This window comes from Pseudomonas arsenicoxydans (assembly GCF_900103875.1).
In the GTDB taxonomy this organism is placed as follows: domain Bacteria; phylum Pseudomonadota; class Gammaproteobacteria; order Pseudomonadales; family Pseudomonadaceae; genus Aquipseudomonas; species Aquipseudomonas arsenicoxydans.
The window spans coordinates 4085804-4111566 of sequence record NZ_LT629705.1; the positions used below are offsets into that span (position 1 = coordinate 4085804).

A 25763-nucleotide genomic window follows, 5' to 3' on the forward strand; every position below is an offset into this window, starting at 1 on the left:
TGGCGATCCGACGATCGGACCTGCCAGCCGACCATTATTTAGCAGATGTACACCCTTCAATTGAAACGTGCAGGCATAAAAAAACGCCGCTCATCTCTCGATGGGCGGCGTTTTTTATGGCGTTGCAGCGTTAGGCTTGAACGACCGGGATGTTGGCGTTCGCAGCAGCTTCACGGAACTCGGCGATCTGGTCGAAGGACAGGTAGCGGTAGACATCGGCCGCCATGCTGTCGATCTTGCCAGCGTATTCCATGTATTCCTCGACGGTCGGCAGGCGACCCAGGATGGAAGCAACGGACGCCAGCTCAGCCGAGGCCAGGTAGACGTTCGCGCCGTCACCCAGACGGTTCGGGAAGTTACGGGTCGATGTCGACACTACAGTCGAGTTCGGCTCTACGCGTGCCTGGTTACCCATGCACAGCGAGCAGCCTGGCATTTCCATGCGTGCGCCGGCTTTGCCGTAGATGCCGTAGTAGCCTTCTTCGGTCAGCTGGTGAGCGTCCATCTTGGTCGGAGGCGACAGCCACAGACGGGTTGGAAGCTGACCCTTGACCTGATCCAGCAGTTTACCGGCAGCGCGGAAGTGACCGATGTTGGTCATGCACGAACCGATGAACACTTCGTCGATCTTCTCGCCAGCAACGCTGGACAGCAGACGGGCGTCGTCCGGATCGTTTGGCGCGCAGAGCACAGGCTCTTTGATGTCAGCCAGGTCGATTTCGATGATTTCAGCGTATTCGGCGTCAGCATCGGCAACCATCAGCTCAGGGTTGGCAACCCAGGCTTCCATTGCTTGAGCACGACGTTCCAGGGTACGCACGTCACCGTAGCCTTCGCCGATCATCCAGCGCAGCAGGGTGATGTTGGAGTTCAGGTACTCGGTGATCGACTCTTTCGACAGCTTGATGGTGCAACCGGCAGCCGAACGTTCAGCCGAAGCGTCGGACAGCTCGAAAGCTTGCTCGATGCTCAGGTTGTCCAGGCCTTCGATTTCCAGGATGCGGCCGGAGAAGGCGTTCTTCTTGCCTTTCTTCTCGACGGTCAGCAGGCCAGCCTGGATCGCGAAGTAAGGAATGGCGTGAACCAGGTCACGCAGGGTGACGCCCGGTTGCATTTTGCCTTTGAAGCGCACCAGGATCGATTCCGGCATGTCCAGCGGCATGACGCCGGTGGCTGCAGCGAACGCAACCAGGCCGGAACCGGCCGGGAACGAAATGCCCATTGGGAAACGGGTGTGCGAGTCACCACCGGTACCGACGGTGTCCGGCAGCAGCATGCGGTTCAGCCAGCTGTGGATGATGCCGTCGCCCGGACGCAGGGAAACGCCGCCGCGGGTCATGATGAAGTCAGGCAGGGTGTGGTGGGTGGTCACGTCGATCGGCTTAGGGTAAGCCGCGGTGTGGCAGAACGACTGCATGACCAGATCGGCCGAGAAGCCCAGGCACGCCAGGTCTTTCAGTTCGTCACGGGTCATAGGACCGGTGGTGTCCTGGGAACCCACGGTGGTCATTTTCGGTTCGCAGTAGGTACCAGGACGAACGCCTTTGCCTTCTGGCAGACCGCACGCCTTGCCGACCATTTTCTGCGCCAGGGTGTAACCCTTGGTGCTTTCAGCCGGAACTTCCGGCAGTTTGAACAGGGTCGAAGGTGGCAGGCCCAGTTCAGTACGGGCTTTTTCGGTCAGGCCACGGCCGATGATCAGCGGAATACGACCGCCGGCACGGACTTCGTCCAACAGCACCGGAGTCTTCATTTCGAAAGTGGTCAGGACTTCGTCAGTGCCGTGTTTGCAGACTTTGCCAGCATGCGGGTACAGGTCGATCACGTCGCCCATGTTCATGTTGGTGACGTCGAATTCGATCGGCAGTGCGCCAGCATCTTCCATGGTGTTGTAGAAGATCGGAGCGATCTTGCTGCCGAAGCAGAAACCGCCGGCACGCTTGTTCGGGACGTAAGGAACGTCGTCGCCGAAGAACCACAGCACCGAGTTGGTGGCGGATTTACGCGAAGAACCAGTACCGACCACGTCGCCGACGTAGGCGATCGGGAAGCCTTGGCCGCGCATTTCTTCGATCTGTTTCATCGGGCCGGTAACGCCTTGGGCGTCAGGCACGATGCCTTCACGGGCCATTTTCAGCATGGCCAGGGCGTGCAGCGGGATGTCCGGGCGGGACCAGGCATCAGGGGCAGGGGACAGGTCGTCGGTGTTGGTTTCGCCGGTGACCTTGAACACGCGCAGGCTGATCTTGTCGGCCAGGACAGGGCGGTTCTTGAACCACTCGCCGTCAGCCCAGGATTGCAGCACGCCTTTGGCGTGAACGTTGCCTTTTTTGGCGCGTTCTGCGACGTCGTGGAAGGCGTCGAACATCAGCAGGGTGTGCTTGAGTTCTTCGGCTGCGACTGGCGCCAGCTCGGCGTCGTCCAGCAGGTTGACCAGGGTCACGATGTTGTAGCCGCCTTGCATGGTGCCGAGCAGTTCAACAGCGCGTTTCTTGTCGATCAGAGGGGAGGTAGCTTCGCCTTTGGCGAGGGCAGAGAGGAAACCGGCCTTTACATAGGCTGCTTCGTCCACTCCAGGCGGAACGCGATTGGTGATCAGGTCAACGAGGAAAGCTTCTTCGCCAGCCGGGGGATTTTTCAGCAGCTCGACCAGGCCTGCAGTTTGTTCGGCGTTAAGCGGCTGGGGAACGATACCCAGTGCTGCACGCTCTTCGATATGTTTGCGGTAGGCTTCAAGCACAGTTATTACCCTCATCAGTGGTCCCAAATGGGTGTCCGGGACGCTCATCCCGAAATTGCCGTACTCATGCGCTGCATGGCGTTTTGGGCCACTTAGCCAGAATTACCGACAATTCCTTACAGAAGCTGCTTTCAAAGTTTTACGCCTGCAGAACGGGAGCTGATGAGGGTTGGCGTTGGGTTTTTCCCCGCTGGAAAAACCCGTCGCCAACACCGCTCTGAAGGAACGACTGTGCTCGTGACGCTTTGAAAACAGCTTCTAACGGACATTGGCGCCTTAAAAGGCTGGCTGATTCTACGGCAAAAAAAAATTAAAGGTAAGTTAGGCCATCAAGATTGAGGGGTGATCAATGTTAGACAAAGGGCTAACATGCCGGCCTGTTCTGCTTTCCCGTGTTTTGCCTAACTATGCCCAATCAGACCATCAAAACCCCCTGCGTCGGCCTCTGTTCCACTGTTTACGGTGATCTGGTGTGCCGTGGTTGCAAGCGTTTCCACCATGAAGTGATCAACTGGAATGGTTACAACGAGGAAGAAAAGCGCGCGGTGTGGCTGCGTCTGGAGCTGCTGCTTTCGCAGGTGATGGCCAGCAAGCTGGAAGTGTTCGATCCCCAGCGCCTGCGTCTGCAGCTGGAGCAGCGCAAGATTCGCTTCGTGCCGCACCAGTCCGAGTATTGCTGGGCGTATCAATTGATCGCCCGTGGGGCGCGGGTGATCAACAATCTGGAAGCCTACGGGATGGTGCTGATGCCGGAGTTTCGCGACTGGAACCTGCCGGAGCTGCGCGATGCCATTGATCGGGAGTTCTTTCTGTTGTCCGAGGCGCATTACCAGCGCTACATCGCGCCGGGCTTTCTCAAGGACGCCTTCGGCGGGTAACCCTTGCCCGCGAAGGCGATCTGCTTGACGCCGAACATCTCAATGGTGGGTCACGATCTCTTCCAGATGATCCATGATCTCTTCCGGCTTGAGCACCAGCACATCGCTCTCCACCGCATCGAGCACCACTTCGGCGGTATTGCCGATCAACGCTCCTGATAACCCGGACCGTGCCACTGTGCCAATCACCGTCAACGCGGCCTGAAGCTCGTGCACTTTGTACGGGATCAACACATCTGCGGGTCCTTCGGCGATATGCAGGTGTTCGTCATCAATGTCGAACTCGGCCTGAAACGCCTTGCACTGCTCGCGATAACGAGCCTCGATGGTTTCGCTGAGCTGTAACGTTGGATCGGAGGCCGACAGCATCGGCGACGGATGGGCGCTGATCACATGCAGCTTGGCCTTCGCCAGGCTGGCAATGTCATAGCCGTAATCAATGATGGTGTTGTGCAAATGGCGGTGTTCGTCATCGGTATTGCCGACATCAATCGCCGCCAGAATCACCTTGTCTTTCCAGGAGCCGACGGTTTTCACCAGCAGCACCGGCGTCGGGCAGTTGCGCAATATCTTCCAGTCCTCGGGCGTCAGCAGTGCCTTTTTCAGTGGGCTGTCGGGGTAATGCTGTTTGATCACCAACCCGCAACCTTCCGCCTGCTGCACATCGATGATGGTTTCATGCAGGCTTTCGTTCCAGGCCTGTTCGGTAGTGACGCTGTAGCCGTCCGCCACCAGGGCCGCCTTGAGCACGCCCAACATCGCGCTATGGTCATGCTTGCGGTCGCACACCAGCAGGTGCAGATGTGCCTGGGTCACGCCAGCAATCAACTTGGCCCGCTTGAGCGCCAGGCTTTCCGAGTGTTCGGGTTCAATGACCACCAGAATGCTGCGAATGGCTTGCATGATCGGGATCTCCATTTACGGTTAAAAAGCATGGCGTTGGACAACTATAGTTGCTGGTCGCCAACCGGGTACTTGATGCATATCAACGGTCGCGACTGGTGGTCTGCCGGCAGGCCGGTATAATCGGCGCCCTTCGTTTTGAACCTTTTATCCGTGAGCCCCATGATCCTTCCCGAAATTCACGAGTTCCTCGGCTGCCGCACCCCCGATGGCTGGGTCCAGGCCGCGCTTGCCGATCAGGAAACCCTGCTGATCGACCACAAGAACTGTGAGTTCAAGGCGGCCAGCACGGCGTTGAGCCTGATCGCCAAATATCACTCTCACGTCGACTTGATCAACCTGATGTCGCGCCTGGCCCGGGAAGAGCTGGTGCACCACGAACAAGTCATGCGCCTGATGAAAAAACGCAAGATCGAGCTGCGTCAGCTCTCCGCCGGGCGTTACGCCTCGGGTTTGCGCAAAGTGGTACGTAGCCACGAGCCAGTGAAACTGGTGGATACCCTGGTGGTGGGCGCGTTTATCGAGGCCCGCAGTTGCGAGCGTTTCGAGGCGCTGGTGCCGCATCTGGACGAAGAGCTGGGCAAGTTCTACTTCGGCCTGCTGAAAAGCGAAGCGCGGCATTTCCAGGGTTATCTGAAACTGGCTTACCAGTACGGCGATGCCAAGGATATCGCTCACGTCATCGACAAGGTCCGCGCCGCCGAGCAGGAACTGATCGAATCGCCGGACGTGGAGTTTCGCTTTCACAGCGGCGTCCCGGTCGCGGCGTAAAGGTCAAGGGATCGCATTTCGATGTAGGAGCTGTCGAGTGAAACGAGGCTGCGATCTTTTGATCTTAAATTGTTAAAAACTCTTAATTGTATGAAACATCGCCAAAAACCGGCCCTGGAGGCCGGTTTTTGCTGCCTGCGATAACCGTCCCGTCATCGATTGACCCCATAATGCTGGCCACTTCACACAAGGGGTTGGCAGACGGTCGTTATGGATAACCTGGGTTTTGGCAAAGTATTGCTGGTGGAAGACGACGAAAAACTGGCCGGGTTGATCGCGTATTTCCTGTCCCAACACGGCTTTGAAGTCCGGCAGGTGCATCGCGGTGACCTGGCGTTGGCCGCGTTCCTGGAATTCAAGCCGAAAATGGTCGTGCTCGACCTGATGCTGCCGGGCCAGAGCGGCCTGCAGGTCTGCCGCGAAATTCGCAGTGTGTCCGATACACCGATCGTCATCCTGACGGCCAAGGAAGACGACCTCGATCATATTCTCGGCCTGGAGTCCGGCGCCGACGATTACGTCATCAAACCGATCAAGCCGCCAGTGCTGCTCGCACGCCTGCGAGCCTTGCAGCGCCGCCAGACGCCCGAGAGCAACGTGTGCAACGCCCTGGAGTTCGGCCATCTGAGCATCGACCGCAGCTGTCGCGAAGTCAGGCTGGCGGACGAAGTCATCGACATGACCACCATGGAGTTCGAACTGTTGTGGCTGCTCGCCAGCGCCGCCGGCAAGATCCTGTCCCGCGACGACATCCTCAACCGCATGCGCGGCATTGCCTTCGACGGCCTCAACCGCAGCGTTGACGTCTACATCAGCAAGTTGCGCGGCAAGCTCAAGGACAACCCGCGCGAACCGATGTGCATCAAGACCGTTTGGGGCAAGGGTTACCTCTTCAATCCGTTTGCGTGGGAGCTGTAAATGCTGCGGTTATTTCTGGGGTTGTACGTGGTACTGGCGGTGGGGTTGGTGCTGGCCTTGCAGACGGTCGAGCACACGTTCAACGTGCTGCTCGACGGGCAGATGCAGGCCTATAACCGCGAGGCGGTTCGGGGGCAGGCGTATTCGCTGGTCGAGCAATTGCGCGGTCTGGAAGGCTCGCAACGCGAGCAACAACTGGACACGCTACGCCAGCACTACGGACTGGGGCTGAGTCTGGTCGAGTCGGATCATTTGGCTCTCGACGATTATGAGAAAGCCTTGCTGGCCGAAGGCAAACTGGTGATTCGCGAGAAGTACACCCAGTTCATTTCCTCGATCGATGGCGGTGCCCAGCTATTGAGCATCAAGCTGCCGCCCGAGCCGAGCCTGATGCCGTTCTACATCACGGCGGCCTATCTGATGCTGGCTGTGTTGATCGGCATCGTGCTGTTTTTCTGGGTTCGACCGCATTGGCGCGATCTGGAAAAACTGCGCCTGGCGGCCGAGCGCTTTGGCGATAACGACTTGTCGTCACGCATCCAGCTGTCCAAACGCTCGAACATTCGCGACCTGGCCGAACACTTCAACCTGATGGCGGCACGCATTGAAGGTTTGATCGCCAATCAGCGTGAGCTGACCAACGCCGTCTCCCACGAGTTGCGCACGCCCATTGCCCGGCTGTCGTTTGAGCTCGATCAGCTCAAGCAGCAACCCGATCCGACCCAGAGCGGCGAACTGATCGCCGACATGTACGCCGACCTCGGCGAGCTGGAGGAAATGGTCTCCGAGTTGCTGACCTACGCCAGCCTGGAGCGTGGCGCCACGGTGATCAACCGAGAGAATATTCAGGCTATCAGTTGGCTGGACAGCGTGGTGGGCAGTGTGGCGCTTGAAGCCGAAGCCGCCGGGGTGCAGCTGGTGATCGTCGAGTGCCAGGTCGATGAGGTGCGCATCGAACCGCGCTTTATGGCGCGAGCAGTGATCAACCTGCTGCGCAATGCCATTCGCTATGCCGATGAGCGGGTTGAGGTGTCGTTGGTGCGCACCGGTGATCATTATGAAGTGCAGGTCAACGATGATGGGCCGGGCGTGCCGGTGGACGGACGGGAGAAAATCTTCGAACCGTTCTCGCGGCTCGATGCCAGCCGCGACCGTCGCACCGGTGGTTTTGGCCTGGGATTGGCGCTGGTGCGCCGGGTGTCGCAATCCCATGGCGGGCAAGTGGAAGTGGCGGATTCGCCATGGGGCGGGGCGTCGTTTCGCATGACCTGGGCGCATCTGGATTGAGTGTGTCGCGCTAAGGCCCTATCGCGGGCAAGCCCACTCCCACAGGATTTCTGGTGTTTACGGGATTTGTGTACGACACCTATTACTGTGGGAGCGGGCTTGCCCGCGATGGGGCCTTCAGCAAGTCTGTCAAAGACCGTGAATAGGCTTAGCGGCTCAACCCCAGACGTTCATGCCAATCGGCGATGGACTCTTCTGGATACTCGTCAAACTGCTTGTCCCCGGGACGCAGGGTGACTTCCACCCACGGCGCCTTGGAGCCGAGCATCAAGTGCGTGTGTTCCGGCGGCACCGGCAGCGGGGTGTCGATGGCGGATGCAAACGGATGAATCAGCTCCGGCCATTCAGGGCTGAACAGCCATAAGCCCGAACCGCACAGGGAACAGAAATGCCGCTCGGCGGTGCTGCGTCGGGCGCGCTTATCGCCCTCGTCCTTGAGTCGCGCATGGTAAATCGAGATGTGCTTGCGGCCGCGCACTGTGAGGCTGTGGGCATCGCCTCCGAGGTTGATCGCATACCCGCCACCGCCCTGGGTCTTGCGACAGATCGAGCAGTAGCAGCGCTGGTAAGGGTAGGGGTGGGCGCTGGTCAAACTGAACGACACGGCGCCGCAATGGCAGGAACCTTCGAGCTGCATGGCATCCTCCAACGGGTCTGGGACTGACCCGATACAGCCTAGACCGTCAGCGCCTCTCGACTGCAGCATCGCGGCGCCGGATGAATCTGTGTCAGGTGTGGCTGGACGCCTATCGATCGCCAAGGCAGCATGGGCGCCTTCATCACAGGGGCTGAACTCATGCGACGATTGCCTTCTCTGGCAGCACTCAGAACCTTCGAATGCGCCGCGCGGCACGCCCATTTCGGCCGGGCCGCCGCCGAGCTGTGCGTCACCGACAGCGCTGTCAGTCATCAGATTCGCCAACTCGAAGAACACCTGGGTGTCTCGTTGTTCATCCGCGAGGGTCGGCAAATCCGTCCGACAATGGCCGCTGGCCGTCTGATGCAAAGTCTGCAACAAGCGTTCGAACTGATTGGCGATGCCTGCGATGAATTGCGCGATCCGTCATCGCTGGCCGTGTTGCGCCTGGCGGTCACCGCCGAGTTGACGCAAAAGTGGCTGATGAGTCGCCTGACAGACTTCTATGCCCGCTACCCGCACATCACGCTGCACCTCTACGAACAACCGATCGACGCCACGGCACCGGGAGAAGACATCGACCTGGCGATTACTTACGGCACAGGTCCGGTTGACAGCAGCGCGTACTTCGTCCGCCCCTTGCCTGCGTTGCAGTTCTTCCCGGTTTGCAGCCCCGGCCTGTTCAACCAGGGCACCCTGAAAACGCCCAAGGATTTGGTGCGCCACTGCCTGCTGCACGACGATCAGGACGGCAAGACCTGGACCGCGTGGCTGACCAGTCATGCCGGCGATCAGCGTCCCGAACGCCAACTGTATTTCGCCCATGCCGGCCTGGCGCTTGAGGCGGCGGCTCAAGGGCAGGGTGTGGCGATGGGCGATAACCTGACGGCGCAAGAGGATTTGCTCAGTGGTCGCCTGGTCCGGCCGTTCACCTCTAGCATGACGGCGCTCGGCCAATATGCGCTGGTGTGCGAGCGGGTGCGCCTGGAGCGCCCAGCCGTGGCGCAGATGCTCGAATGGTTCAACGATCAGTTGATCGATTGATGAGTTGAATTCAACTATTCCGAAATAATCATCGTTGGTGAGCAGGGCGCTCGCCCCCTTAGCCTGTGGTCATTCCAATCCCACTGATGAGGTTTGACCATGGCACGTTTGCTCGATTCCACTCCCAAACTCGACGGTTTCCGCCTGCCCGGCGAATTCGAAACCAAGTCCGGCTGCTGGCTCGGCTGGCCGGAGCGCACCGACGTCTGGCGCAACGGCGCCAAGCCCGCGCAGAAAGTCTGGGTGCAGATTGTCAGCGCCATTGCCCAAAGCGAACCGGTGACGGTGTGTGCTTCTGCCACCCAGTTCGCCACCGCCCGCCGTCAGTTGCCGCCTCAGGTGCGTGTGGTGGAAATGACCTGCAACGACACCTGGTTTCGCGACAGCGGCCCGTGCTTTGTGGTTAACGACGACAGTGGCGAAGTGCGCGGCGTCGACTTTGAGTTCAACGCTTACGGTGGCCTCGACGGTGGCTTGTATTACCCGTGGGACAAGGACGACCAGATTGCCAGTAAAATCCTTGAAATCGAACGCTTCGACCGTTATCGCGCGCCGCTGATTGCCGAACTGGGCGGCATCCAGAGCGACGGCCAGGGCAGCGTCCTGACCACCGAACAATGCCTGCTCAACCGCAATCGCAACCAGCATTTGGGCAAGGACGAAGTCACCCGTCGCCTGACCGATTACCTCGGTGCCGAACAAATCATCTGGCTGCCGCGCGGTTGCAAGTTCGATGAAACCGATGGCCACGTCGACGACCTTGCGTGTTTCGTGCGTCCCGGCGAAGTCGTGCTGCAATGGACCGACAATCGCGATGACCCGCAGTGGGAAATCTATCAGGAGGCCTACGACATCCTGCGCAGCACCCGCGACAGCCGTGGCCGCGAGTTGATTGTGCACAAGCTGCCGCAGCCGGACGTGCTGGAATGGACCGCCGAAGAAGCCGAAGGCCTCGATCAGCAGGACAGCACCCACACCCGTCAGGCGGGCACCAAAATCTGCGCGTCGTACATCAACTACTACGCCGGCAACACCTCGATCGTGGTGCCGTTGTTTGGTGATCGCAACGATCAGGCGGCCCAGGCGACCCTCGCCGAACTGTTCCCGCAGCACAAGATCGTCGGCATCGAAAACTCCCGGGAGATCCTCCTCGGTGGCGGCAATGTCGCCTGCATCACCATGCCGCAATACGCGGCGCCTGCCCGCAGCAAAGGAGTGTGAACATGGGCCTGCACAAACTGACTCAAGCTTTATTGCTGGTGCTTGCACCCTTGTGTGTGCAGGCCGCCGACACCACCAAACCGGTGGTGAACCTGTACATCTGGGGCGAGTACCTGGCCCCGGATACGCTGAAGGATTTCGAGAAAAAAACCGGCATCCATGTGGTGGCCGATCACTTTGATTCGCTGGAAACCGTCGAGACCAAATTGCTGACCGGTCGCAGCGGCTATGACCTGGTGCTGACGGCGGGGCAGCACTTGTCCCGGGCGATCCAGAGCGGGGCGATTCAGACGTTGAACCACCAACAACTGCCGCACTTTGCCGGTGTCGGCGAAGAGTTTCGCCAGCACATGGCGGTGTTCGATCCAGGCAATCGGTACGCCGGGATTTATGCTTGGGGCACCACCGGAGTGGGTTATCAGGAAGAGGCGATCAAGCAGCGTTTGCCCGATGCGCCACGGGACAGTTGGGCGATGCTGTTCGACCCGGCCGTGGTGTCCAAGTTTGCCGATTGTGGGGTCAGCCTGCTCAACGATCCCAACGAGGTATTTGCCGCGGTCATGAAGTACATGGGCCTGGACATCAACCGCCAGAACCTCGATGACCTGAAACTGGCCGAGCAGCAACTGGCGAAGATCCGGCCGTACATCCGTTACTTCGACAACGACCTGAACATCAGCGACCTGGCCAACGGCAACACCTGCGTGGCGATGTCGTGGAACGGCAACGTGGGCATCGCCGCCACACAGGCCGAGGCTGCGCACAAGCCATTCAAGCTCAGTTACCGGATACCGAAGGAGGGCACGTTGATCTGGTTCGACGCCATGGTCATTCCCAAGGATGCGCCGCACCCTGAGGCCGGGCTGGCGTTGATGGACTACCTGATGACACCGGAGGTGATTGCACCGATCACCGACACCATCCACTACGCCAATGCGATTACCGCGGCGGACGGGTTGATTGACCCGGTGATTCGCAATGATCCGGGGACCTACCCGTCGGCGCAGGTGAGGGCTTCGTTGTATAGCAAGAATGACAATGACAAGGCGTTCAACCGGGCGCTGATTCGGGCGTTCAGTCGATTGAAATCGGGGTTGTGATTGGCCCTGAGAGATGGGGTGTATGTACGGTCGCCATCGCGGGCAAGCCCGCTCCCACAGGGGAATTGTTGTGGGCGCGAGCTGGTTCCGGGTCTACTTGCCAGTCATCCGCCACAAATACCAGGACGCCACCGTCCGATACGGGCTCCACGGCAAGCCAATCTCGACCATCTGCTTGCGCGTCGGCTGCACCTCCAGCCCCTTCAAGCGCCGATACCCCTCGCGTACCCCGAAGTCATCGGCCGGCAAGATGTCCGGCCGCTCCAGGCTGTAGATCAGCAGCATCTCGACGGTCCAGCGGCCAACTCCACGCAAGGTGATCAGTCGCTCGATCAGCGCTTCATCCTCCATGGCCAGTGCCGTTGCGTAATCCGGCACCACGCCGTCGAGGGTCGCCTGCGCTATTCCTTGAATGGTCGCGATCTTGCCCGCGGAAAAACCACAGCTGCGCATCTGGTCAAAGTCGGTGGCGATAATCTGTTCCGGCCTCGGAAACGCCACCGACGGAAACAACGCCAGCAGCCGTCCGACAATCGCATCACCGGCCTTGGCGTGCAGTTGTTGATAGGCAATCGCCCGCACCAGCGATTCATAAGGATCGCGAGCCGGGTGCGGTTGATGCAGGCACGGGCCGATGGACGCGATATGGCGCCGCCAGTCGTCATCGATGGACGCCAGGAATTGCGTCGCGTCCTGATAGGGATCGGGCATATCGATCAGGCTTTTCCCGCAGGTTTTAGCAGGGCGTTCACTTCGCCATAAGTGAAGGCCTTGAGGTGACTGCTGTCGAGTTTGCCGGTCTCCAGAAAGCCCTTGGCCAAGGAGGCCATTGCCCCATAGAGAAACTCGGCGATGCCCGAACCGGCACTCAGGCGGCGCACGCCGAGCGCTTTGAGTTCATCGAGCGACGGCAGCCCCGGGAGCCCGAGCACGTTCACCGGCAACGAGGTGCCTTGGCACAACGCAGCGATCTCGTATTCGGCCGTCACGCCCGCGGCGAACAACCCGTCAGCGCCCGCCGCCTGATACAACGCGGCGCGTCTGAGGGTTTCGGCGACGCGGTCTTCAGCAGGCACCAGGCCTTTGAGGTAAACATCGGTGCGGGCATTGATGAACAGCTTCACCTGGCGGCGTTCGGCAACCTGGCGGGCGATTTCGATCTTGCGTACCAGCAACTCGGGCGGCGAAGCGCCGTCCTCGATATTGATTCCGACTGCGCCAGCCGCGATCACCGCATCAATGACCTCGGCAACCCGCGCCAGGTCGTCGGAATAACCTGCCTCGATGTCCACGGTCAACGGCACCGAAATCACCCGGGCGATGGACTCGACGGTCGATATCAGGCGTTCGAGGGGCAGGGCATTGCCGTCCGGGTAGCCATGCGCCCACGCCACCGCCGCGCTGCTGGTGGCCACCGCCTTGCAGCCCAGTTGCTCGACAATGCGCGCCCCGGTGGCATCGGCGACGTTGGTCAGGATCAACAAGCCGTCGTGGTGCAGTTGATGAAATTGGCTGTCCATCGTGTGTCCTTCCTTAAGACGTTTGGTGAAAAACAGGGGATCAGAATGCAAGTTGTTCGGTCAGCTGCACGGCGGCTTTTTCCAGCCGGAGCAAAAACGCCTTGCGCGGTTGTCCTCCACCATAGCCCGTCAGCGAGCCGTCTGCACCGATCACCCGGTGGCAGGGCAGCACAATCGAAAGGCGGTTATGCCCGTTGGCCAGGCCCACCGCGCGGCTGGCGCCGGGCTTGCCCAGTTTTGCGGCAATGGCGCCGTAGGTGCTGGTCCGGCCGTAGGGTATCTTCGCCAATTCAGCCCACACCTGACGGGCGAATTCGCTGCCGGGCAAGTGCAGGGCAACGGTGAATTCGGTGAGTTTGCCGGCGAAATACTGCGCAAGCTCGGCTTCAATCTGCTGCAAATGTGCGTTGTGGCCGGGCGCTACGGCATAGCCATAACGGGTTTGCAGCTCTTCGACTTCTCTGGTCAGCGCCGGTCGATCGAGAAACTCCAGCAGCACCAGGCCGCGACGCTCAGCCATGGCGATCATCGGCCCCAGCGGCGTGGTCAGTCGGGTAAACAGCAATGGCTCGCTGTTGGCCGCACGGCCCGGGGTGATGTGAAAGGATTTTTGAAACGCATCGCGAAAACCGCTGAGGGATTCATAGCCCGAGTCGAACGCCGCGTTATCGATGGAATTCCCCTGTTTGATGCCGCCCAGCGCCATGCCCAGGCGTCGGGTGCGCAGCCAGGCGTGGAAGGTCATGCCGAAATGCTGTTTGAACCAACGGCGCAGTTTCAGCGGCTCGATGCCTTGCGCCATGAGTTGGGCGTCGGTCCAGCGCAGGTCGGGATCGGCATCCACGGTCTTGAGCAACGCCTGCACCCAATCCGGCGCAATGGCGGCGGCATCGAGGGGCTTGCAGCGCAGACAGGCGCGATAACCTGCCGACATGCACTCATCGGCATGGGCGAAAAACTCGACGTTCTCCGGCTTGGGTTTGCGCGCCGTGCAACTGGGGCGGCAGAAGATTCCGGTGGTCTTGACCGCAGTGAAGAACACCCCCTCGTAGGCGGTGTCCCGTTCGAGCATGGCGCGGACCATCTCGGCGTGGGGCGGAAGCAAAGCGTTCTGTAGGTTCATGGGCTGAGCATAAAACGCGTTGGCCGACGCCTCCACCGGAAAATCGACAGAGAATTATGCCGCCTCAGATCGAGCGTTGATTGACCCGTTTCGACAGCTCTTCAGCGCTCTCTTTGCGCTCCGAATAACGATCGACCAGAAACTCCTCACGACCCCGCACCAGTAATGTGAACTTCATCAGTTCTTCCATCACATCCACCACCCGGTCGTAGTACGCAGAAGGCTTCATCCGGCCCGCGTCATCGAATTCCATGAAGGCCTTGGGCACCGATGACTGGTTGGGGATGGTCAGCATCCGCATCCAGCGGCCCAGCACGCGCAGTTGATTGACAGTGTTGAATGACTGGGAGCCGCCACAGACCTGCATCACCGCGAGGGTTTTACCCTGGGTGGGGCGGACCGCACCCATCGTCAGCGGGATCCAGTCGATTTGCGCCTTGAACACCGCCGACATCGAACCGTGGCGTTCCGGTGAGCACCAGACCTGTCCTTCGGACCAGAGCACCAGCTCGCGCAGTTGCTGGACCTTCGGGTGGTCGCTGGACGCATCGTCGGGCAGGGGAAGGCCGCTAGGGTCGAAGATCACCGTTTCGGCCCCCAGCAAACGCAGGATCCGCGCGGCTTCCTCGGTCAGCAGGCGGCTGAAGGAGCGTTCGCGAGTCGAGCCGTACAGCAGCAGGATGCGCGGTTTGTGGGCGCTTTGATCTGAAAGTGTCAGCAGTTCCAGATCCAGATTGGGCAGGTCGTCGTTCATCACAGGGTTCCAATGCGGTCCAGTTCGACCTTCAGTTCTGCGTGCGAAAGGGAGTTCAGGTCCAATGCGAAGAAGGCCGCAAAGCGTCGTTTGATTGTTTCGACGGTGTGGTCAAAAGCGGCCTGGATCGCTTGCTCGGTGCCATGCACCTCCGATGGATCGGCCAGCCCCCAATGGCTTTTGAGCGCCGGCCCGAAGTAGACCGGGCAGGTTTCCCCGGCGGCCTTGTCGCAAACAGTGATGACGATATCGGGCGGTGAATCGGCGAACACCGAGGAGTCTTTGCTATAGAGGCCGTCGGTCGAGATACCGAGGGTGTGCAGGGTTTGCACGGCTTGAGGGTTGAGCCGGCCACTGGGAAAGCTGCCGGAACTCACTGCCGTAAAACCCACGGGGGCCAAATGATTGAACAGTGCTTCGCTCAACACGCTGCGGCAGCTGTTGGCGGTGCACATGAAAAGAACCTTGGTGGGGCGTAAGTTCATTGCGGCGGCTCAAATATATGGATATTCGAATATACGTATGCTCGCCGAAAATGCCAATCCACTTTTTCCACCTTTAATGTTTGTGCCGGTGATGGATGTCCGGAAAGTGTGGATGGCTGTGGCGGATCGGCGTGTGCTGATGTTCATGACTGTGCGGCTCGACACCGTCCCACTGGAACGCATGCTCATGTTGATGATGTTCGTCATGAACGTGTCGGTGACTATGAAGGAGTGCGACATGCTGATGTTCATGGGCATGACGTTCCTTGAGGTGTATCCAGACGCCCAGCCCCATCAGCAGTGACGCCCCCCAGAACGTCATGCTGACCGGCTCACCGAACAGCACAATGGCAATCGCCGCCCCAAGGAACGGCGCCGTCGAGAAGTAAGCCCCCGTGCGTGCGGTGCCTAGCCCGCGCAGCGCCAGGATAAACAGCACCAGACTGATCCCGTAGCCGAGGAAGCCGACGATCAGCGTCGGCCCGAGTACCGAGATGTGCGGCAGTTTTGCGCCCAGCGCCAATGCAAGAGCGCAGTTCACCAGCCCGGCGGTCAGCCCCTTGATGCCCGCGATGAACACGGCGTCGGAGGCCGACACTTTGCGCGTCAGGTTGTTATCGATGGCCCAGCAGACGCACGCCAGCGCCACGGCCAGCGGTCCGAGCCAGCTCTGCGATTGCGCCGAAGCCTGCGGCCAGGCCAGCAATAATCCGCCGGCAACAATGGCGAGCATTCCGGCAACGATCCGGCGGTCGGCATTTTCCTTGAACACCACCCACGCCAGCACGGCAGTCAGCACCGATTCGAGGTTGAGCATCAACGAGGCGGTGGAGCCGGAAGTCAGGGTCAAGCCGAACATCAGCGCGACTGGCCCAAGCACGCCACCAAACGCTATCGCACCGAGCAGCCAGGGCCATTCGGACGCTTTGAGGCCGCTGGGCTGCCAGCCCCGGTCGCGGATCAGCCTGAGGAGTGTCAGGCCCAATCCGCTGCCCAGGTACAACAGCCCGGCCAGCAAGATGGGCGAGAGGTTCAGGCCCAACACCTTGGCCAAGGGCGTGCTCGCTCCAAACAGCGCAGCGGCGCCCAAGGCATAAACAACATTCAGGTTCATTCGAGGCTCGGCAATTATCGATGCGGGATGCCTCGCAGTGTGAACCCGTGTCGAATCCCGTCAATCCCCTGTGCTCAGGCGCGGCGCGCCATCAACAGCACCGACGCCGCTGCCGACAACAACCCCGCGCAGCAACGGTTGAATATTCGTTTGCCCCGAGGCTCGGCAAACCAGCGACGCATGTGCAGGCCCATGTAGGCGTAGGCGCTGATGGCGATCCATTCCAGCATCAGAAACAACGCGCCGAGCAGCGCAAATTGCGGCGTCACTGTGTGAGTCGGGTCGACGAACTGGGGCAGGAACGCGGTGAAGATGAAGATGGCCTTGGGGTTGCCGGCCGCCACCAGAAACTCTTGTCGTGCCAGCGCCATGATGCCGACAGGCGTTCCCGTCACTACGTGTTCGGCGCCGGGGTCGGCTCGCCACAATTGCCAGGCGAGGTAAAACAAATACGCCGCACCGACAATCTTGATGCCGTAGAACAACAGTTCAGACGTTTGCAGCACCACCGCCAACCCGGCGGAGGCGAGGGCGATCATCCCGGCAAACGCCAGCAGCCGACCGATGCCAGCCACGCAGGCAATGCGGTAGCCGTAGCGGGTCGAGTTGCTGACCGACAGCAGATTATTCGGGCCCGGCGCCATGTTCAGCGCGAAGCAGGCGGGCAGAAACAGCGAGAGGGTGGCGAGGTCCATGACAGGTCTCCAGAAGCAAGAGAACGGTAGTTTTATCACGGACAGCGAGGGCTTTCCCGGTACAGCGGTGCGCGCAGGCCGCAGTACAATTTCGCTGAGGTTATTTGGCGAACCTTCTCGCACCCACCACACACAGGATCACCGCCACGGTGACCCCGAGCATGCCAAGGCTGACTTGCTCGTGCAGCAACGTGGCCGCCAGTGCCAAGCCAAAAAATGGTTGCAGCAGCTGAAGCTGTCCCACGGCGGCAATCCCCCCTTGGGCAAGCCCGCGATACCAAAACACAAAACCGATCAGCATGCTGAACAGCGAGACGTACGCCAGGCTCAACCAGGCCGGGTTACTGATGCCCGAAAACGATGCGGGGGCCAGCCACCAGGTCAGCGGTGCCACCACCGGCAACGACAACACCAGCGCCCAGGAAATCACCTGCCAGCCGCCCAATGTCTTGGAAAGCTTCGCCCCTTCGGCATACCCGAGCCCACAGGCAAGGATGGCCAACAGCATCAGGACGTCGCCGGCGGGGGAGGCTGTCAGCCCCTGAGCGAGGGCAAACCCCACCACCAGCAAACTGCCAAGGACCGAGAAGCACCAGAACGCCGGCCGCGGACGCTCACCCCCGCGCAACACACCAAACGCGGCCGTCGCGAGCGGCAACATGCCGACGAAGACGATGGAATGCGCCGACGTCACGTATTGAAGTGCCAGTGCCGTCAGCAGCGGAAACCCGATAACAACGCCCATTGCCACGATAATCAAGGGCAGGATCTGGTGTCGCGCAGGACGTTTTTCCTGCAACAGCAACACAAGGCACAGCGCCAGAACAGCCGCGATGGTGGCACGCGCGACAGTCAGAAAGACCGGATCGAACTCCAGCACGGCCACCCGGGTAGCGGGCAATGAGCCGCTGAAGATCAGGACGCCGATGAGTCCATTGATCAGCCCGCTCGCGTTCTTTTCCAGTGGCTGGTGTTGCAGATTCGATGCACGTTCCATGGGAGTCGACTCACATATCGGGGGGGTTGCCTTGTGGGCATCGTATGACCGAGTATCGATACAATCAAAAAATTGTCATGGATACATCTTTATGCCTCGCTCCCGTTACAAGTCGCTGGTGGACGCGTTTGCCGCCGATATCCGTGCTGGACGTTTGCCGCCGGGTACGCGTTTGCCGACACACCGTCAGCTCGCCACCACGGAAAAGCTGGCCTTGGTCACTGCCAGCAGGGTCTACGCAGAACTGGAGGCGATGGGGCTGGTCAGCGGTGAAACGGGGCGCGGCACGTTCGTCAGGGAGACGTCGCTGCCACCGAGCCAAGGGATTCACCAGCCGGCGGTGGCGGTCGGGATGATCGATCTCAACTTCAACTACCCCTCCGTGCCGGGGCAGGCCGACCTGCTGCGCAATGCCTTGCGCCAGCTCGCGTTATCCGGTGATCTGGAGTCCCATCTGCGCTACCAGCCGCATGCGGGCCGCCTGCATGAGCGGGCATCGATTGCGCGTCATCTGCTGACGCGCGGGCTGAGTGTTCAGGCCGAACAGGTGTTGATCGTCAGTGGCGCCCAGCATGGATTGGCCGTGACCCTCATGGCGCTGCTGCAACCCGGTGAGGTGATCGCCGCTGACGCCTTGACCTATCCGGGGTTCAAGGTGTTGGCCGAAACGCTGCACCTTGAAATCGTACCGATTCCGCTCACTGATCAGGGGCCAGACCTGGATGCGCTTGAAAAGCTCTGCCGCAGCCGTTCGGTGCGCGCCGTCTACACCATGCCGACGCTGCACAATCCGCTGGGGTGGGTGATGCCCGCCGATCAACGGGATCGCCTCGTGTCGATTGCGCGCACGCATGACCTGCACATCATCGAGGACGCTGCCTACGCCTTTCTGGCCCAAGATTCACTGCCGCCGATCGCGCACCTGGCACCCGAAAGAACGGTGTACGTTTCGGGCTTCTCCAAGAGCGTCGCCACCGGTTTACGCGTCGGATTCGTCGCAGCCCCAGTGCACCGGGTGGCCGCGCTGGAGCGCACGATCCGGGCGACCACCTGGAACACGCCCGGGGTGATGACCGCGATTGCCTGCGCCTGGATCGATGACGGGACTGTCAGCGCGCTGGAAGCGCAAAAGCGCGCAGATGCGCAGGCCCGGCAAGCCTTGGCTGACACAGTGCTGACGGGGCTGCACTACATTCGTCATCCTTCTTCCTACTATATCTGGCTGCCCCTGGCGGAAGACGCGAGAGCCGATCAAATCGCCGTGGCGTTACTGCGTGAGCAGGTGGCGGTTTCAACCGCCGAACCCTTTGCGACCTCTATTCATGTGCCGCACGCGATCCGGTTGGCGCTGGGGTCGGTGGACATGGACTCGCTCGCGGCGGCGCTGGTGAAAGTGAAGCGGGTGGTGGGGGCATTTACGTAACTTAGGCAGTTTTCTTCAATACGCAGGGCAGGGGTGTCAGTACGTTGAGCGCTGATTTCCCTGATTGAAGAAGGTGTGCAATGAGTCTGATTATTTCCATGGCCACATTTGCGCTGGTGGCTTCGATTACGCCTGGACCGGTAAACATTGTCGCGCTGAGCTCGGGGGCGCAGTTCGGTTTTCGCGCCAGTCAACGGCACGTCGCCGGGGCCACGTTGGGGTTTGTTCTGTTACTGGTGTTGATGGGGCTGGGACTGCATGAGGTGTTGCTCCTTTGGCCGGCAATGACTCAGGTGATGCAACTGGCCGGCGTGGCGTTCCTGTTGTTCATGGCCTGGAAACTGGCGGCGGACGATGGTCGTATCGATGCGAAAGAGTCGCACCGGGCACCGTCAATGCTGTACGGCGCGGTAATGCAGTGGCTCAACCCGAAAGCCTGGCTGGCCTGCGTGGCGGGCATGGGCGCGTTCGTCGCGAACGGCGAGGCGCGGCTGGTCTGGCAGTTTGCGGCGGTGTATCTGGTGATTTGCTACGTGTCGGTGGGGTGTTGGGTGTATGCCGGTACATTCCTGCGGGGTTACCTCAATAACCCTGCAGGGATGCGATTGTTCAACCGGAGTATGGCAATCCTGCTGGCGCTTTGTGCGGGCTACCTGCTATTGCCTTAACACTCAGGCCAGGCCGCTAAGCGCATTTTCGGTAGGAACGGACAGGGCAGTGAAGCGTCCCTTTCGCAGCTCCGAGATGGCATAAACAGTCCGGGCTGCCCTGCCATTACCATCGGCAAAACTGTGATATCCCAGCAAGGCACCGAATAACTGCTTGTTGAAGTGTTCGGAACTCGCGTCCAGTTTTGCCAAGTGTTTTTCCAGTAAATGAGCACCGGAAACGCTTGCGGGATATCTGGCCGTTACTGTCGGAGAACGGTAAATTTTTTCGGGGGTCGGAATGGCTTTTTTATGTATCTGTCTCAATACGGACGGATCACTAAGCGAGTCGCTGTTGTCGGCATATTCACGAAGCAACGATTTGAACGTTTCCAGGTCATTTTTGGAGCCGGAGGCGTTGAAGATCCAGGCTGCGGCACGTTCCACATCATCAGTCAGACCGCCAGGGTTGAAGGTGCTTTCTGTCGACACACCGATGTAGGGGGGCTTGCCGAGGTCGAGTTGAAGCAAGTTGTCCTGATGTGCGTTCATGAAGTTGATGTTTTTGACCTCCACATCCAAGACGCTACTTAGAATGTCTGGTAATGCCGAAGGGGTGTCTTTGTAGACGTGCAGGTGTGACAGATCATATTTTTGCACCTCATGTTTAGCGATGATGTCGACAGCGTCCGCCGGCAGAACGGTTTTCAAATTTTTCGCCCCCTCGGATCTGAGCACAATGTCGCTCAGCGAGTTCTCCAGCAAATGCTTGATTTCAATATTGGAGAATTCGTTCGCCAGCATGCTCTCGTTACTCTTCAACAAGCGTTGCAGAACGTTCTCCGCATCGAGCAAATCAGGGTCTTTAAAAACGAATCTGCCATGCTCTAGCATGGGAAGAGCCAAGCGGGATTCGGCCGCTGCATTGAGTTGCGAGGCCCGGACAAAATCGTAAGCGTCCGCGCTTCCGGTCAACTTTCGCAGTTGACCGGTCGCCAGTTCGAATCCGCTGCCGCCCAGCTTGGCAATGCGCACGGCGCCTTTACCCAGCAGGGTGGGAATGCCATCCACGGGGTTAAACAGCGATAGCGAAAACTTCAAACTCAGCCGGGTCACGGACGAAATTTTTGAACCCAGGCTGCCCGCCTTGAAGAGCAGGTTGGCAGCGGTGCCCGCAAATCCGATAAAGGGCAGCAACACGGCGGCACCATCCAGCAAACATCCCCAGATTCCGCTGGTCCGGCGGTCCTTGTCCCCGGATTCGAGGTCTTCAATACAGCTTTTGAATGGAATGATGATATTGGCAATGGTGTCCGCCCATCTGACGTCCTCTTCTAAACGCAGCTCAAATTCTGTTTTGTCGAAACCTGCTGCGATCAGTGAGTCTTTTGTCACATACAGAGCCTCGGACACGATGAAACGCGCGATATCCTTGAATGCCATGGAACGAAAGGCCAGCAGTGGAGACCGGTAATCAGCGGTGCTCCCTGTTCGTCTGGGCAGCAAAGACAACAGGTCTACGTTAAAGAACTGATGAACCACATTCTTCGATGGCTTGCCGTTGAAATAAGCGTCCAGATCCACCGCTGCGTTAAGCGATAGCTCTCCACGGTCATTCGCAATCAGCGCTTCAGGTATGAAATCGTCGATTTCATCTACGAGCCCGGACACTCTGAAAGCTTGTGCCAGGGACTGATTTTTTTTGCATTCGCCGGTGAGTGTATTCAGTTCGTAGCAATGGAGCTCGTTGCCCAGTGTCGCGGTGATGATCACACCAAATCGGCCGCGGTCCGTGGGCTGTATGGGCTGGCTGTTGAAAGGGTCTCGCGACACGTATCGGCGAAGCGAAAATACACCAATCTCGCCAACGCCCAACTGGCCGCGGTCTTGTTGTGGGAGAGACGCGAGCGCATGGCGAATGACGGTGGTTGTCGCTTCTTCCAAGCGTTTGAGATGAGCGTCAACTGCCTGGTGGAAAATCTCGATTATCGACGGCAGCGTCAACAGTTGTGGAAACAGCGTATAAATATCCTTGCCAACCATATGCCATTGCCTGTTCGCCAGGTTATTGGAGAGGTAAGCGTCCAGGATCGATATGGTCAGGGGGTCTTGGCCGGAAAAACCCCGACTTTTTTTGAGGATTTTCGTTTCTAGAAAATCGCAGTCAGGTACGTGAAATTTCAGTGTTTCAAGTGCAAGTTTTTTTCGGCTGGGAATCGGTGTCGACAGCATGTTTGCACAATGACTCAGTTCATCCAGGTAGTCATTATATTGTGTGGTTGCGGTATTGATCGCTTCCTGACTGAAGTGACTGCCCGAATCCCGAGGTATGGATTCGTTGATCAGTGCCCAGTACAAAACCGGTTGAACCGTGGCGGCGTTATGCAGCAACTGCTGTCGATGACTGATGGGGGCTATCATCGCGCGCTTCAGTAGTTCCGCATAAGTTAATAGTTGAGATGAGCCTGCTGCACTGAATTCCGCCAGCATTACGGCACGATTCAAAACCACCCAGGCTGTCGAACCCACTTGCAGAGAAGCAGGTGCGTCTTGTACCAGAAACGCTGGAGCCAACTCTGTCAGCAGGGCGTATACAATCATCGGCACAGCCGCAGGGTCGATATATTTGCCGTTGCTGGTCACCTTATTTGCAAAGTGACTTTCCAACTCCGCACGGACCTCCAGCCAACTCTTTTCGACATTGGCGGTGGAGTACAACGTGTACCCGGCAATATTGATTTCAGAAGTTTTATTATCAAGGTTGATTCGGAGGTCGAGCATGATCGCCGCCAACAACACCTGTCGGCCCAATACGATGTTCGATACGGCGTCCATCCCGGCGTCATGCCATCCCAGTGCCTCGGTGTAATGACGAGCGATGGCGCGAGTTTCCGGTTGACTTAACAACCACTGCAAGTCGTCGTAGGTTTGCGGCTGGATCGCGTTCGGCAAAGGCTGGGCACCCTGCCAGGAAATGACGTTTATCAAGTGGTTGATAAGCAATTCATTACCATCCAGCAATCGATCGGTTACTTTCCAAATAGTCGAACGGTGTTCGGTCGTCAGCTCATATCTGGAGTGTGCAGCGCTGGCAAACACTTCACAGAAATTGCTGCGTCCCTTGGCTGGTTCAATGCTGAAAAAATCCAGCAGGTTTGCTGCCTGGTCGGCCGTTTGCGGTACGTCGATTTCATGAAAACGCAACCATTGCGCAACGCTGATCAGCGAAGTCGAGCTGATACCCCCAGTGGTTTGTGCTTGTGTTTTCAGGGTATTCAGCTCTTTTTCAAGCTCTGCAACTTGTTCGATCTCACTTGTGATGTCGTGTCGCTCGAAAACAGTGCGAAAGCGAACACCCAGAGCAGAGTGAAAAATTTGTTTGTGGACTTGTTCTAATACGTGGATGCGGCCATTAGTGTCGGCGTGAAAAGTAGTTTCTTTTGGTAATGATAGTGTTGCGCGAGCATCAATAAATGCCGGGTGTTGAACAAGGCCTGTTAATAAAAGTTTTCCAGGTCTGTGCGCTTTGTAAAACTGCGAGTCCTCGGTGATGTGAAGGTGGAAATTATCAAAGCCGCCTTGTTTGAAGAAGTCTGGTTGGTTGGTTGAGATGCCCAGGGCTTGAGTTGTCTGATTTTTTTCGCTGAGTTCCGGATCGGAAAAGGTAGTGCTGAAGTTGGCGACGTTATAAATGGCGAGATTGTCATTCATGGGTGGGCAATCCTTTGCGCGTTGATATATTAATAAGTTGTACGCCTGGGTTGGGCGTAGAGTAGGCGGCGTTGGAAAGGTTAGCGAACTACATTGTTCAATCACAACGGGTATCTGTTGTCCTGATGTGTCTGCTAGTGGCACTGTTAGCCAGGATAATAAAAGCTGCCTGATGTTTTAATTGTTGAATAATCAGCCGCGATACTGTCCTGGCGTTGCCGCCAAATGCTGTTTGAATGCTCGCTGAAAGTGCGCCTGATCAGCAAACCCTGCTTCCAGCGCTACATCGGCAATCAACTTGCCGTTGCGCAGTTGTTCGCGAGCGAACTGGATTCGTCGGTTAACCAGAAAGGCATGGGGCGTCATGCCGTAATGCTGCTTGAAGGCGCGGATCAGGTAGGACGGCGACAGCTGCGCTGCCTCGCAAATATCCTCGAGCTTGAGCATCAGGGTGCAGTTGTCGCGGATGTAATCGGCTGCCCGTTCCAGCTTGAAATTGGGTTCGCGCAACGGCTGGGCAATCGGGTTGAGTTGCTGTTGGACTTCGGTGAAAAACTCCACCGCTGCGCTGTGCTTGCTCAACACGTCCTGCAGAGGATCAACCAGTATTGCGTACAGATCCTTCAGGCCCGCGAACAGGTTGCCATCGCGGGTATGGGTAACGGAAAACCGACGATACGCCGAGTCCTGACTGAAACCGAGCTGATGCTGCAAATCGGTCAGCCAGGGCGTCTCGACGTACAGCATCAGGTAGGACCAGGGTTGGTCGTCGATCGGGTTGCAGGCGTGAACATCGCCGGGATTCATCAGCACCACGGTGCCGGCGCTGACCTCAAAGGCCGATTGCTCATGAAGGTAGGTGCTGTGCCCGGCGGTGATCGCACCGATGGAGAAGTGCGCGTGAGAATGCCGGGCGTAACAGACCTCGCGGCCATCAGCGATGGACCGGGCTTCGATGAAGGGCAGGGCATCATCGCGCCAGAAGCGTGGGGCTGTGTCTGCGTATTTGGCAACGGTGTGCTTCATCGTTCATGTACTCGGCGGCCAGAGCGCGAGTGTATTAGCTCTCGCCGTTAAAGGCTCGCTGCAAGGTGGCGATGTCGAGTTTTTTCATCTGCATCATGGCTTGCATGGCGCGCTGGGATTTGGTCGTGTCGGGGTCTTTCATCATGTCCATCATGGCGACCGGCACGATCTGCCAGGACAGACCGAATTTGTCCTTGACCCAGCCGCACTGCTCGCTCTCTGGATGAGCGGAAAGGGTGCCCCAGAAATAGTCCACTTCTTCCTGGGTCTGGCAGTTGACCTGAAATGAAACCGCTTCATTGAACTTGAATACCGGGCCGCCGTTGAGTGCGGTCATCGGCTGTCCGTCGAGTTCGAAACTGACCGTTAACACCGAGCCTTCAGGCCGGCCATGAACCTCCTGACCGGCTTTGCCATAGTGGGTAATGGCAGTGATTTTGGAATGATCGAAGATCGAGCAGTAAAACTTCGCAGCCTCTTCAGCCTGATCGTCAAACCAGAGGCAGGGAGTCAGTTTTTGCACGCGTTGCATGGGAGATGCTCCTCTACGGGTTGCTCATGCCGGATTATCAGCGTAGCCAGCCTGTAGTCGATTGGCTGGACCGTAGATCGACAAGCAGCCAAGTCGAATGGTTTAGGATGGAGTCGATATGACAACATATCGTGTCATTAAGACTCTTTTGCACTGTTGTCGATATGACTCATTTAGATTTAGATGATTGATTTTAAACGATTAAAAATGTGGCATGGGACTTGATACACCTTCGGT

23 protein-coding genes are annotated in these 25763 nt (G+C 58.6%); 9 read left to right on the forward strand and 14 right to left on the reverse strand.

Going from position 1 to position 25763, the window contains the following annotated elements:
• Positions 1-130 precede the first annotated feature (130 nt).
• Positions 131-2740, reverse strand: coding sequence for a bifunctional aconitate hydratase 2/2-methylisocitrate dehydratase (gene acnB / locus BLQ41_RS19170; protein ID WP_090183290.1), 2610 nt, complete (start codon positions 2738-2740; stop codon positions 131-133).
• A 407-nt stretch (positions 2741-3147) separates the two neighbouring features.
• On the opposite strand from acnB, the gene BLQ41_RS19175 reads away from it, so the two are divergent.
• The gene (locus BLQ41_RS19175) at positions 3148-3618 is read left to right on the forward strand and encodes a DUF1289 domain-containing protein (protein WP_008149863.1); all 471 of its coding nucleotides are present in this window, start codon (positions 3148-3150) and stop codon (positions 3616-3618) included.
• A 39-nt stretch (positions 3619-3657) separates the two neighbouring features.
• Here the strand turns inward: BLQ41_RS19175 and BLQ41_RS19180 are convergent, their stop codons facing one another.
• Positions 3658-4521, reverse strand: coding sequence for a universal stress protein (locus tag BLQ41_RS19180; protein ID WP_090183292.1), 864 nt, complete (start codon positions 4519-4521; stop codon positions 3658-3660).
• A 162-nt stretch (positions 4522-4683) separates the two neighbouring features.
• On the opposite strand from BLQ41_RS19180, the gene miaE reads away from it, so the two are divergent.
• The 3 genes from miaE to BLQ41_RS19195 all read left to right on the forward strand — a co-directional run bounded on the left by miaE (position 4684) and on the right by BLQ41_RS19195 (position 7497).
• Positions 4684-5292 (forward strand): tRNA-(ms[2]io[6]A)-hydroxylase, encoded by a 609-nt coding sequence (gene miaE, locus BLQ41_RS19185; RefSeq protein WP_090183294.1) that lies wholly within the window; start codon positions 4684-4686, stop codon positions 5290-5292.
• A 210-nt stretch (positions 5293-5502) separates the two neighbouring features.
• A complete protein-coding gene (locus tag BLQ41_RS19190) occupies positions 5503-6210 on the forward strand; it encodes a response regulator (protein WP_090183295.1) in 708 nt (235 codons plus the stop codon).
• Entirely contained in the window at positions 6211-7497 is a 1287-nt protein-coding gene (locus tag BLQ41_RS19195) for an ATP-binding protein (RefSeq protein ID WP_090183297.1), read from the forward strand.
• Positions 7498-7645: 148 nt separating this feature from the next.
• Here BLQ41_RS19195 and BLQ41_RS19200 read toward each other — a convergent pair whose 3' ends face one another.
• Positions 7646-8134, reverse strand: a complete 489-nt coding sequence (locus tag BLQ41_RS19200; protein ID WP_090183298.1) for a GFA family protein — start codon at positions 8132-8134, stop codon at positions 7646-7648.
• Between the two features lie 159 nt (positions 8135-8293).
• On the opposite strand from BLQ41_RS19200, the gene BLQ41_RS19205 reads away from it, so the two are divergent.
• The 3 genes from BLQ41_RS19205 to BLQ41_RS19215 all read left to right on the forward strand — a co-directional run bounded on the left by BLQ41_RS19205 (position 8294) and on the right by BLQ41_RS19215 (position 11499).
• Positions 8294-9178 (forward strand): LysR substrate-binding domain-containing protein, encoded by an 885-nt coding sequence (locus BLQ41_RS19205; protein ID WP_090188661.1) that lies wholly within the window; start codon positions 8294-8296, stop codon positions 9176-9178.
• Positions 9179-9277: 99 nt separating this feature from the next.
• Positions 9278-10399 carry an agmatine deiminase gene (gene aguA, locus BLQ41_RS19210; protein ID WP_090183300.1) on the forward strand — a complete coding sequence of 374 codons (1122 nt, stop codon included), beginning with the start codon at positions 9278-9280 and terminating at the stop codon, positions 10397-10399.
• A gap of 2 nt (positions 10400-10401) precedes the next feature.
• A complete protein-coding gene (locus BLQ41_RS19215) occupies positions 10402-11499 on the forward strand; it encodes an extracellular solute-binding protein (protein WP_090183301.1) in 1098 nt (365 codons plus the stop codon).
• Between the two features lie 93 nt (positions 11500-11592).
• Here the strand turns inward: BLQ41_RS19215 and BLQ41_RS19220 are convergent, their stop codons facing one another.
• The 8 genes from BLQ41_RS19220 to BLQ41_RS19255 all read right to left on the reverse strand — a co-directional run bounded on the left by BLQ41_RS19220 (position 11593) and on the right by BLQ41_RS19255 (position 18187).
• On the reverse strand, positions 11593-12210 hold the full coding sequence (locus tag BLQ41_RS19220; RefSeq protein WP_090183303.1) for a DNA-3-methyladenine glycosylase family protein: 618 nt from the start codon (positions 12208-12210) through the stop codon (positions 11593-11595).
• A gap of 5 nt (positions 12211-12215) precedes the next feature.
• Positions 12216-13019, reverse strand: coding sequence for an isocitrate lyase/PEP mutase family protein (locus BLQ41_RS19225; RefSeq protein WP_090183304.1), 804 nt, complete (start codon positions 13017-13019; stop codon positions 12216-12218).
• A 40-nt stretch (positions 13020-13059) separates the two neighbouring features.
• Positions 13060-14142, reverse strand: coding sequence for a bifunctional transcriptional activator/DNA repair enzyme AdaA (locus tag BLQ41_RS19230; RefSeq protein ID WP_090183306.1), 1083 nt, complete (start codon positions 14140-14142; stop codon positions 13060-13062).
• Between the two features lie 64 nt (positions 14143-14206).
• Positions 14207-14896 (reverse strand): arsenical resistance protein ArsH, encoded by a 690-nt coding sequence (arsH, locus tag BLQ41_RS19235; RefSeq protein ID WP_090183307.1) that lies wholly within the window; start codon positions 14894-14896, stop codon positions 14207-14209.
• Positions 14896-15381 carry an arsenate reductase ArsC gene (locus BLQ41_RS19240; protein WP_090183309.1) on the reverse strand — a complete coding sequence of 162 codons (486 nt, stop codon included), beginning with the start codon at positions 15379-15381 and terminating at the stop codon, positions 14896-14898. The genes arsH and BLQ41_RS19240 overlap by 1 nt, the downstream gene beginning before the upstream one ends.
• Before the next feature lie 73 nt (positions 15382-15454).
• Complete coding sequence (locus BLQ41_RS19245; RefSeq protein ID WP_090183310.1) at positions 15455-16495, reverse strand: DMT family transporter; 1041 nt, start codon at positions 16493-16495, stop codon at positions 15455-15457.
• A gap of 74 nt (positions 16496-16569) precedes the next feature.
• Positions 16570-17190, reverse strand: a complete 621-nt coding sequence (locus BLQ41_RS19250) for a LysE family translocator (protein ID WP_090183312.1) — start codon at positions 17188-17190, stop codon at positions 16570-16572.
• A gap of 100 nt (positions 17191-17290) precedes the next feature.
• Positions 17291-18187: a DMT family transporter gene (locus BLQ41_RS19255; protein WP_090183313.1), complete on the reverse strand. Its 897-nt coding sequence runs from the start codon at positions 18185-18187 to the stop codon at positions 17291-17293.
• Between the two features lie 91 nt (positions 18188-18278).
• On the opposite strand from BLQ41_RS19255, the gene BLQ41_RS19260 reads away from it, so the two are divergent.
• Both BLQ41_RS19260 and BLQ41_RS19265 read left to right on the forward strand, forming a co-directional pair.
• The gene (locus BLQ41_RS19260; RefSeq protein ID WP_090183315.1) at positions 18279-19610 is read left to right on the forward strand and encodes an aminotransferase-like domain-containing protein; all 1332 of its coding nucleotides are present in this window, start codon (positions 18279-18281) and stop codon (positions 19608-19610) included.
• Positions 19611-19690: 80 nt separating this feature from the next.
• Positions 19691-20278, forward strand: a complete 588-nt coding sequence (locus tag BLQ41_RS19265; RefSeq protein WP_090183316.1) for a LysE family translocator — start codon at positions 19691-19693, stop codon at positions 20276-20278.
• Positions 20279-20281: 3 nt separating this feature from the next.
• Here BLQ41_RS19265 and BLQ41_RS19270 read toward each other — a convergent pair whose 3' ends face one another.
• The 3 genes from BLQ41_RS19270 to BLQ41_RS19280 all read right to left on the reverse strand — a co-directional run bounded on the left by BLQ41_RS19270 (position 20282) and on the right by BLQ41_RS19280 (position 25526).
• Positions 20282-23968: a hypothetical protein gene (locus tag BLQ41_RS19270; RefSeq protein WP_090183318.1), complete on the reverse strand. Its 3687-nt coding sequence runs from the start codon at positions 23966-23968 to the stop codon at positions 20282-20284.
• A gap of 192 nt (positions 23969-24160) precedes the next feature.
• On the reverse strand, positions 24161-24994 hold the full coding sequence (locus tag BLQ41_RS19275; protein ID WP_090183320.1) for a helix-turn-helix transcriptional regulator: 834 nt from the start codon (positions 24992-24994) through the stop codon (positions 24161-24163).
• Between the two features lie 34 nt (positions 24995-25028).
• Positions 25029-25526 carry a VOC family protein gene (locus tag BLQ41_RS19280; protein WP_090183322.1) on the reverse strand — a complete coding sequence of 166 codons (498 nt, stop codon included), beginning with the start codon at positions 25524-25526 and terminating at the stop codon, positions 25029-25031.
• Positions 25527-25763 lie beyond the last annotated feature (237 nt).

Coding starts and splice junctions, on each gene's coding strand:
- aguA (WP_090183300.1), top strand. CDS start 9,278: ATGGCACGTTTGCTCGATTCCACTCCCAAACTCGACGGTTTCCGCCTG.
- BLQ41_RS19215 (WP_090183301.1), top strand. CDS start 10,402: ATGGGCCTGCACAAACTGACTCAAGCTTTATTGCTGGTGCTTGCACCC.
- BLQ41_RS19240 (WP_090183309.1), bottom strand. CDS start 15,381: ATGAACTTACGCCCCACCAAGGTTCTTTTCATGTGCACCGCCAACAGC.
- BLQ41_RS19200 (WP_090183298.1), bottom strand. CDS start 8,134: ATGCAGCTCGAAGGTTCCTGCCATTGCGGCGCCGTGTCGTTCAGTTTG.
- BLQ41_RS19265 (WP_090183316.1), top strand. CDS start 19,691: ATGAGTCTGATTATTTCCATGGCCACATTTGCGCTGGTGGCTTCGATT.
- BLQ41_RS19280 (WP_090183322.1), bottom strand. CDS start 25,526: ATGCAACGCGTGCAAAAACTGACTCCCTGCCTCTGGTTTGACGATCAG.
- miaE (WP_090183294.1), top strand. CDS start 4,684: ATGATCCTTCCCGAAATTCACGAGTTCCTCGGCTGCCGCACCCCCGAT.
- BLQ41_RS19220 (WP_090183303.1), bottom strand. CDS start 12,210: ATGCCCGATCCCTATCAGGACGCGACGCAATTCCTGGCGTCCATCGAT.
- BLQ41_RS19205 (WP_090188661.1), top strand. CDS start 8,294: ATGCGACGATTGCCTTCTCTGGCAGCACTCAGAACCTTCGAATGCGCC.
- BLQ41_RS19250 (WP_090183312.1), bottom strand. CDS start 17,190: ATGGACCTCGCCACCCTCTCGCTGTTTCTGCCCGCCTGCTTCGCGCTG.
- BLQ41_RS19175 (WP_008149863.1), top strand. CDS start 3,148: ATGCCCAATCAGACCATCAAAACCCCCTGCGTCGGCCTCTGTTCCACT.
- arsH (WP_090183307.1), bottom strand. CDS start 14,896: ATGAACGACGACCTGCCCAATCTGGATCTGGAACTGCTGACACTTTCA.
- BLQ41_RS19190 (WP_090183295.1), top strand. CDS start 5,503: ATGGATAACCTGGGTTTTGGCAAAGTATTGCTGGTGGAAGACGACGAA.
- BLQ41_RS19260 (WP_090183315.1), top strand. CDS start 18,279: ATGCCTCGCTCCCGTTACAAGTCGCTGGTGGACGCGTTTGCCGCCGAT.
- BLQ41_RS19180 (WP_090183292.1), bottom strand. CDS start 4,521: ATGCAAGCCATTCGCAGCATTCTGGTGGTCATTGAACCCGAACACTCG.
- BLQ41_RS19275 (WP_090183320.1), bottom strand. CDS start 24,994: ATGAAGCACACCGTTGCCAAATACGCAGACACAGCCCCACGCTTCTGG.
- BLQ41_RS19225 (WP_090183304.1), bottom strand. CDS start 13,019: ATGGACAGCCAATTTCATCAACTGCACCACGACGGCTTGTTGATCCTG.
- BLQ41_RS19230 (WP_090183306.1), bottom strand. CDS start 14,142: ATGAACCTACAGAACGCTTTGCTTCCGCCCCACGCCGAGATGGTCCGC.
- BLQ41_RS19245 (WP_090183310.1), bottom strand. CDS start 16,495: ATGAACCTGAATGTTGTTTATGCCTTGGGCGCCGCTGCGCTGTTTGGA.
- BLQ41_RS19255 (WP_090183313.1), bottom strand. CDS start 18,187: ATGGAACGTGCATCGAATCTGCAACACCAGCCACTGGAAAAGAACGCG.
- BLQ41_RS19270 (WP_090183318.1), bottom strand. CDS start 23,968: ATGAATGACAATCTCGCCATTTATAACGTCGCCAACTTCAGCACTACC.
- BLQ41_RS19195 (WP_090183297.1), top strand. CDS start 6,211: ATGCTGCGGTTATTTCTGGGGTTGTACGTGGTACTGGCGGTGGGGTTG.